The 2,715-nt window shown below is 35.2% G+C and carries 1 protein-coding gene; it reads right to left on the bottom strand.

From position 1 onward, the window contains the following. A partial coding sequence (locus tag GJV76_RS15375; protein ID WP_155093464.1) for a BspA family leucine-rich repeat surface protein occupies nucleotides 1–2,715 on the bottom strand: 2,715 nt, incomplete at both ends.

Raw genomic sequence — 2,715 nt, 5'->3', positions numbered from 1 at the left:
TCGATACACAGCATCTTTTAGCTCCACCCCAATAAGCTCAGCTTTTTCTATAGTTAGTGTCCCCTCAAGGGATAAAGGATGGTAATTATCTCCAGCCAAGACCTTTGCCTCTACCTTATATTCACCCACATCGCTATGACTGTTATTTAAATACCTTACATCTGTCACTATATCTATATCTCCTGAAATAGCCAATGACTTTAATTCACCATCGTATCGATACACAGTGTCTTTTAGCTCCACCCCAATAAGCTCGGCTTTTTCTATAGTAAGTGTCCCTGAGATATACTGTGTTACCTGGTAGTTGACAAGTGATAATTCAGTTGGAGTGATCATATAAGTCCCAATGTTTACAGCCCCTTGTGAATCACCTACATAAGTAACATTTATATCCACAAGTAAATCTTGTTCTAAAATGCCTTCTACAAACAATCCATGACCTCCCTTATAGGCAATGCCATCATACTTTTTGATCGCACCTAAAGCTGTTACACGGATTGGCTTTTTAGTGATAGTTAGAAAAGCTTTTATGCGCTGCTCCTTAGAACAACCCTTAATGATAGCCTCTACGGTATACTTACCTGCATCAATAGCCTGTTTGACTTCTTGTTTATGCTCATCATAGATGATATATTCAACTTGGATTTGATCACTCGGCAAATTCTTAATTTCAATAGAGTGCTCTTCCCCATTGTATTGCACTTTCTTATCCTTCAATACTAAATCACTTCCTAATTTAATATCACCATATATTTCCCAATTATACTTTTTAATTAGCGTTTCTCTATCTTGTTCACTCGAACAATAATATACTTTTTCTGCCCCTAGCATTATACCTTTTGGAACAGTAGGTAAACTTGCCCATCCCTTTAATGTTTTATCATAATCTGCAAGCTGCATACCCGAACGACTAAACATGGCATCCAAGTCTTCTGCTTGACTAATGTCCCATTTACTTAAATCTTGGCTAAAAGAGCGTGCCGCATTAAACATCGCATAAAAATCTGTACCCTTAGAGACATCCCAACCACTTATATCTTGATTAAAACTTGTGGCACCAGAGAACATCGCATAAAAATCCGTACCACTTGAGACATCCCAATTACTTAGATCCCCATTAAAACTTTTGGCATCAGAGAACATTGTATTAAAATCTGTACCCTTAGATACATCCCAATTATTTAAATCTCCATTAAAACTTTTAGCGTTATAAAACATCGCATAAAAATCTGTACCACTTGAAACATCCCAATTACTTAGATTCCCATTAAAATTTATAGCATCAGAAAACATTTCACTAAAATTTGTCACATTAGAAACATCCCAATTATTTAAATATCCATTAAAACTTTTAGCTCCTGAAAACATCCCATACATATCTTCAACCTCTGTTAAGTTTGGAGTATCAGTGGCTTTTAACTCAAGATTTACTGCTTCTAAAAAACTTGAGTTCATACTTTTCCATTGTTGAGTTCCCCATTGAGTAATGGCGCGTAATTGTTTCGGATATTTCGTTCTAAAATGTGGAAACTCCCCTCTAATAGATACCTTATACCTTCCTTTAGGCAATACTGCACTTGTGTAATTACCAGTTACATCTGAGCTTATCTGATTGATTTGGGGATTATCTATTTTTTGATACGCTACCGTATAGTGATAATTATATGAAGAATTTGTAAGTATTGTTATAGCAGTGTTCTGCTCATCTATATCCCACTCCAAAATAAAACTGTTACTTGAATTAATACAGTCATACTTATCTGCTACAAACTCCCATCCTTTACCCTCTAATTGATCTCTATATTCTTTTGATAAACAGTAATTCAACCCCACAACACCTATTTTTATATTATTTGGAACAGTTGCTAAACTTGCCCATCCCTTTAAGATTTTGTCATAGTCTGCAAGCTGCATACCCGAATAACTAAACATGTCATTCAAATCTTTTGCTTGACTAATGTCCCATTTACTTAAGTCTTGGCTAAATGAGCGTGCTGCATAAAACATACCATAAAATACCGCACTCTTAGAGACATCCCAACTACTTATATTCCCATCAAAACTTGTAGCTCCTTTAAACATACCTCTAAAATCCCTACCATTTGAGACATCCCAATTATTTAGATCCCTATTAAAACTTATAGCTCTATTAAACATATTACTAAAATTCGTACCACTTGAGACATCCCAACCACTTATATCCTGATTAAAACTTGTAGCTCCATAAAACATATAACTAAAGTCCCTACCACTTGAGACATCCCAATTATTTAGATCCCTATTAAAACTTGTAGCTCCAGAGGACATATAACTAAAACCCCTACCACTTGAGACAGCCCAACTACTTATATCCTGATTAAAACTTGTAGCTCTATAAAACATATAACTAAAATCCGTACCACTTGAGACATCCCAACTACTTATATTCCCATCAAAACTTGTAGCTCCAAAGAACATATAACTAAAACACCTCCCACTTGAGACATCCCAACTACTTATATCCTGATTAAAACTTGTAGCTCCATTAAACATATAACTAAAATCCGTACCACTTGAGACATCCCAATTATTTAGATCCCTATTAAAACTTGTCGCTCCAGAGAACATATAACTAAACTTTGTCACATTAGAAACATCCCAATTATTTAGATCCCCATTAAAACTTGTAGCTCCTTTAAACATATAACTAAAATCCCTACCACTTGAGACATCCCA

The sequence above is a fragment of the Myroides albus genome, assembly GCF_009711045.1.
GTDB classification, from domain to species: domain Bacteria; phylum Bacteroidota; class Bacteroidia; order Flavobacteriales; family Flavobacteriaceae; genus Flavobacterium; species Flavobacterium album_A.
The sequence above is the reverse complement of the archived record's forward strand: the minus strand, read 5'-3'. Positions and strand labels throughout refer to the sequence as shown.